Here is a 4,776-nt window from a genome sequence, read left to right as displayed (position 1 = left end):
TTTTTTACCATTGGCTATAACTCTCTAATATACGCAATTGCCCCTTGGTCATCAAACCTCTATTTTTCTCTTTCCCTGTTTGGTAGCGCAAAATACTTTTTTTAGTGCAATGCGCAAAAAAAATATTTTCTGACCGCTCAGAGCGTATCGAGCGGGCTTTGTATATGCTGCACATCGCGGTTGGTTATTTTGGTGTAGACAAGCGTTGTTGAAATGTGCTCATGGCCAAGCAGCTTTTGAATATGGCCGATATCCGTACCGGCCTCCAGTAAATGCCGGGCATATGAATGTCGCAGGGAGTGAATCCCTGTTTGTCGCGTTAGTCCGGCGCGCTTCAATGCCTGCTTAAAAACAGCCTGTGCACTGCGGGTGGTGTAAGGGCCATTGCGCCCCTCAAAAAGAAACTCCACAGGCTTGTAGGCCTCGCAATACTCTTGTAACTGTCCTAAAATGCTCACCGGCAATGGCACATAGCGGTCTTTTTTGCCTTTGGCGCGCACAATGTGCACCTGCATGGACGCAGTGTCAATGTCGCACAACCGCAACGCAATTATCTCGCTCACGCGCAAACCCATTCCATAACACATCCTGAGTATCGTATTGTGCTTGAGATTGGTGGTGCCGTCCAATATCTTCTTTACGTCCGCCCTGGCAATTGCCTTGGGTAAGGTTGATGCTTTTTTGGGTCGCGGGATATCCACAAACATCCGCTTTCGGCGGAGAACTTTTTCGTAGTAAAACTTAATGGCATTCAAGCGACTGTGAATATGAGCCTCGCTCATTTTCAGCACATTCACGCAGTGCAGCAAATAGTTGCGCAGGGTTTCCGGGTCAATATCATCTGCGGGTTGCTCGCCCATTGCAACAAGAAATTGCACAAATTCCGTTCGGTAGGTGCTTTCTGTATGGGCACTGTAGCCTCTTAAGCGAATGGTTTCTACAAGGCGTTGAAGGCAAGGCTTGTTCATGGCCGCTACCCGCAGCTCTTTTTCGCCAGACTGATTTGCAGGAGCCAAACCAAATAACCCGCGGTTGGCAGGCGTATCCGGAACGTGCCACACCGATTTGCTCGCAGACCAGCGGGCATTCAGGTGATGTTTTACCTCGTTAATAAGTTTCCTGTCGTACGGAAACCGCATCAACAGCACCCGCTTACCATCGTGTACACCCGCCTCACATTCAAGATGCTTTGGTGGAGTCCAAACCTCATGTGCCAATACTTTCTTCATCAAGCTCCAACATTCAGTATTCAGTACGTCTTTCGATAGCGGTTCGAAAGTAACAAATTCCTTTATCATGCTTCACTTCGCAAACCACCGTCCTGGGTAGGTCCACCTCAATTTCTCAACCCCCGGCAAAAAACAGAAAAGAACCCAAACAAAAGTTTGACACTCCAGAGGATATTCTTACTTTTGCACCCCAATTTCTAATAAGCACACCATGTATGCAATCGTTGACATAGCAGGGCAGCAATTCAAAGTTGCGAAAGATCAGCGGATTTACGTACACCGTCTTGAGGAAAAAGAAGGCGCATCGGTTAAATTCGATCGCGTGCTTCTTATCGACAACGGTGGCAACGTAACTGTTGGCGCCCCGGCTGTAGAAGGTGCTGAAGTAACCGCCAAGGTTCTCAGCCACCTGAAAGGCGACAAAGTGATCGTCTTCAAAAAGAAGCGCCGAAAGGGTTACCAAAAATCCAACGGACACCGCCAGTACTTTACCCAGATTGAAATTCAGGGTATTACTGCAAGCGGAGCCAGGAAAGCAGCTCCGGCAAAAGAAAAAAAGGAAGCTGAAGAGCCCGCAGCAAAAGCTGAAGTGAAAGCAAAAGCCGAAACCAAGGCGGAAGCTGCACCAAAAGCAGAAGCTAAACCAAAAGCAGAAGCTAAACCTAAAGCTGAGGCCAAGCCCAAAGCTGAGGCCAAGCCCAAAAAGGAAGCACCGAAAAACGATGCTCCCGAGCAAAATAACGCATAAAACAGTCTAAACCGGGAAACCATGGCACATAAGAAAGGAGTCGGTAGTTCTAAGAACGGACGTGAATCGCACAGTAAGCGACTCGGCATAAAAATCTTTGGTGGTCAAAAAGCCATCAGCGGAAACATCATCGTGCGTCAGCGCGGAACCAAGCACCATCCAGGAGAGAATGTAGGCATCGGAAAGGATCACACCCTTTTTGCCCTCACCGATGGCACCGTGGTATTTCGTAAAAAGCGCGACAACCGCTCCTATGTTTCGGTAGATCCCGAAACCAACTAGGCCGGTATTCACATGAATTAGCAAAGACTCCTGGCGGCCTGCGTCAGGAGTTTTTTTGTATCCGTAACTTTAACCGCGAAACAAAACCTTTACATGCTCGAAGTTCAAACCATCCGACAGGAAACAGACCTCATCAAACAGCGGCTGGCCAAACGCCACCCTGATGCATACAACATGCTCATTGATAAAGTGCTCGAGCTCGACACGCTACGCAGGGAAACCCAACACAACCTCGATTCCCTGCTTGCCGAAGGCAATCAGCTTGCACAGGAGATCGGGCAACTCTTCAAATCCGGGCAGGCCGCAGCCGCCGAGCCGCTCAAAGCGCGTAGCGCCGAACTCAAAACCCAAAGTCAGGAACTTCGCGAGCGCATGCAACAAACCGAAGCCGAATTGCAGGATACCCTCTACCAGATTCCCAACGCACCCCACGCATCCGTTCCGGCCGGAGCAAGCGAAACCGACAACGAAATAGTAAGAACCGGCGGCAACACCCCCGCGCTCAACCAGGAAGCTTTGCCTCACTGGGAAGTAGCCCGCAAATACGGACTGATCGATTTTGAGCTGGGTGTGAAAATCACCGGCGCAGGTTTTCCCGTGTACACCGGCAAAGGCGCCCGTCTGCAGCGGGCCATGATTAACTTCTTTCTGGACGAAGCCGCAAAGGCAGGTTACCGGGAAGTACAGCCGCCCCTGCTCGTCAATGAAGAATCAGGCATCGGTACCGGTCAGCTTCCCGACAAGGAAGGGCAGATGTACCACGTAGGCGCGGATGACCTCTACCTCATCCCCACCGCCGAGGTGCCACTCACCAATATGTACCGCGACGTGATTTTGAAAGACAGCGACTTTCCGGTGAAGATCTGCGGATACACACCCTGCTTTCGGCGGGAGGCGGGCTCTTACGGTAAAGATGTGCGCGGCCTTAATCGTTTGCATCAGTTCGATAAGGTTGAAATTGTGCAACTTGCTCATCCCGATGAAAGCTACCGGATTCTGGAGGAAATGGTAAGCCACGTAGAAGCATTGCTCAAAAAGCTGGAACTTCCGTACCGGGTGCTGCGGCTCTGCGGCGGCGATCTCGGCTTTGCCTCTGCCCTCACCTACGATATGGAGGTGTATTCGGCTGCGCAGCAAAGATGGCTGGAAGTGAGCTCCATCAGCAACTTCGAAACTTTTCAAAGCAACAGACTGAAGCTGCGTTTCAAAAGTGGAGACCAGAAAAAAACCACCCTGGCACACACGCTGAACGGAAGTGCGCTGGCCCTTCCCCGAATTCTGGCAGCTTTGCTCGAAAACAACCAGGGTACGAAAGGGATTCGAATTCCTGAGGTACTCGTACCTTACACCCAATTTTCAATCATTGAGGAATGAACAAAACAATCACCCATAGCCTTGTGGGAGTACTGATGGCCATGCTCGTGACATCACATCTGCTTTCGGGATGTGGCAACCACGCGCTCAAACCCTATGTTCAAACCGTTGACAGTCTGAAAACTGTGGTAAACAAGCTCGAAAAGGATTTCGCCAGAATTGACACCGTGAGGCACCGCGCAGCCCGCGATACCGTTCGCATGCAGATGGAAAACATTGAGCGCTTTTTCCTGACACGCGGCGATACCATGCCGCGCCACGTGGCGTTGAAACTATCGGACTATCGCTTTGCCTGGAAGGGCTACAAACAAATGGACGGCGATTTTTTTAAACTTAGAAACGAACTTCGCTTTACCCAAAACCAGCTTCGCACCCTGCACACCGATCTTAAAAACGGCGTACCCACAGAAATTCTCGCGAAAAAATTCGTGACACAAGAAAAGGAAGTGGTACAACGTTTGGACGTGGGGGTAAACGGTCTCACCACCAAGCTTGAAAACTCTTACCGCAAATACATGGAGTTGAAACCCGGCATCACACACCTGGCAGACAGCCTGAATAACGTTCCGAACCTTTGAGAAGCTCTTCACCACATATTTTCACCTTACTCACGCTTTTGGGCTTTATGTTCGGGGCCATCAACCCCATGGCCGCCCAGCCCACCAGCGACTCACAACTGGCGCTGTTTTACTACCAAAGCGGTGAGTTCGACAAAGCGGTGATGTACTACGAACGGCTCTACGACAGCGATCCGAGCGATGTGAATTACGGCTATCTGCTCACTTCCTACACCGAGTTGGAGGACTTTAAAAACGCCGAGAAACTCATTAAAAAGCAACTCAAACGAAGTCGCGATGACGCTCGCTACCTCGTAGACCTCGGGCAACTCTACACCCGCATGGGTGAGCCGGGCAAGGGTAAACAGGAGTACGAACGCGCCATCAAAAATATGCAGCCCAATCAGCGGGAAGTCATCAACCTGGCCAATGCCTTTATCAAAAAGGGCCTGTACGACCATGCCATGGCAACCTACGAGCGCGGCAAGAAAATTCTGAAAGACGCCTATCCCTTTAACTACGAAATGGCCAACCTGTATGGCATGATGGGCGATTTTGAAGCCATGGTTGACCAGTACCTGGTGCT

Annotated in this window: 6 protein-coding genes; 5 read left to right on the top strand and 1 reads right to left on the bottom strand. The window is 50.5% G+C overall.

Features of this window, described 5'->3' with window-relative positions:
• Nucleotides 1-137: 137 nt before the first annotated feature.
• On the bottom strand, nucleotides 138-1,229 hold the full coding sequence (locus EA392_00720) for an integrase (GenBank protein ID TVR42113.1): 1,092 nt from the start codon (nucleotides 1,227-1,229) through the stop codon (nucleotides 138-140).
• Between the two features lie 211 nt (nucleotides 1,230-1,440).
• On the opposite strand from EA392_00720, the gene rplU reads away from it, so the two are divergent.
• The 5 genes from rplU to EA392_00695 all read left to right on the top strand — a co-directional run.
• Nucleotides 1,441-1,977, top strand: a complete 537-nt coding sequence (gene rplU, locus EA392_00715; protein TVR42112.1) for a 50S ribosomal protein L21 — start codon at nucleotides 1,441-1,443, stop codon at nucleotides 1,975-1,977.
• A gap of 21 nt (nucleotides 1,978-1,998) precedes the next feature.
• Nucleotides 1,999-2,259, top strand: a complete 261-nt coding sequence (locus tag EA392_00710) for a 50S ribosomal protein L27 (GenBank protein ID TVR42111.1) — start codon at nucleotides 1,999-2,001, stop codon at nucleotides 2,257-2,259.
• Nucleotides 2,260-2,352: 93 nt separating this feature from the next.
• Nucleotides 2,353-3,633 carry a serine--tRNA ligase gene (locus EA392_00705; GenBank protein ID TVR42110.1) on the top strand — a complete coding sequence of 427 codons (1,281 nt, stop codon included), beginning with the start codon at nucleotides 2,353-2,355 and terminating at the stop codon, nucleotides 3,631-3,633.
• A complete protein-coding gene (locus EA392_00700) occupies nucleotides 3,630-4,211 on the top strand; it encodes a hypothetical protein (protein ID TVR42109.1) in 582 nt (193 codons plus the stop codon). Before EA392_00705 ends, EA392_00700 begins: the two co-directional genes overlap by 4 nt.
• A 47-nt stretch (nucleotides 4,212-4,258) precedes the next feature.
• Nucleotides 4,259-4,776, top strand: a 518-nt coding sequence (locus EA392_00695) for a hypothetical protein (protein TVR42108.1), incomplete at its 3' end; no start/stop codon positions are given.

This window comes from Cryomorphaceae bacterium (assembly GCA_007695365.1).
Classification (GTDB): domain Bacteria; phylum Bacteroidota; class Bacteroidia; order Flavobacteriales_D; family SKUL01; genus SKUL01.
The sequence above is the reverse complement of the archived record's forward strand: the minus strand, read 5'-3'. Positions and strand labels throughout refer to the sequence as shown.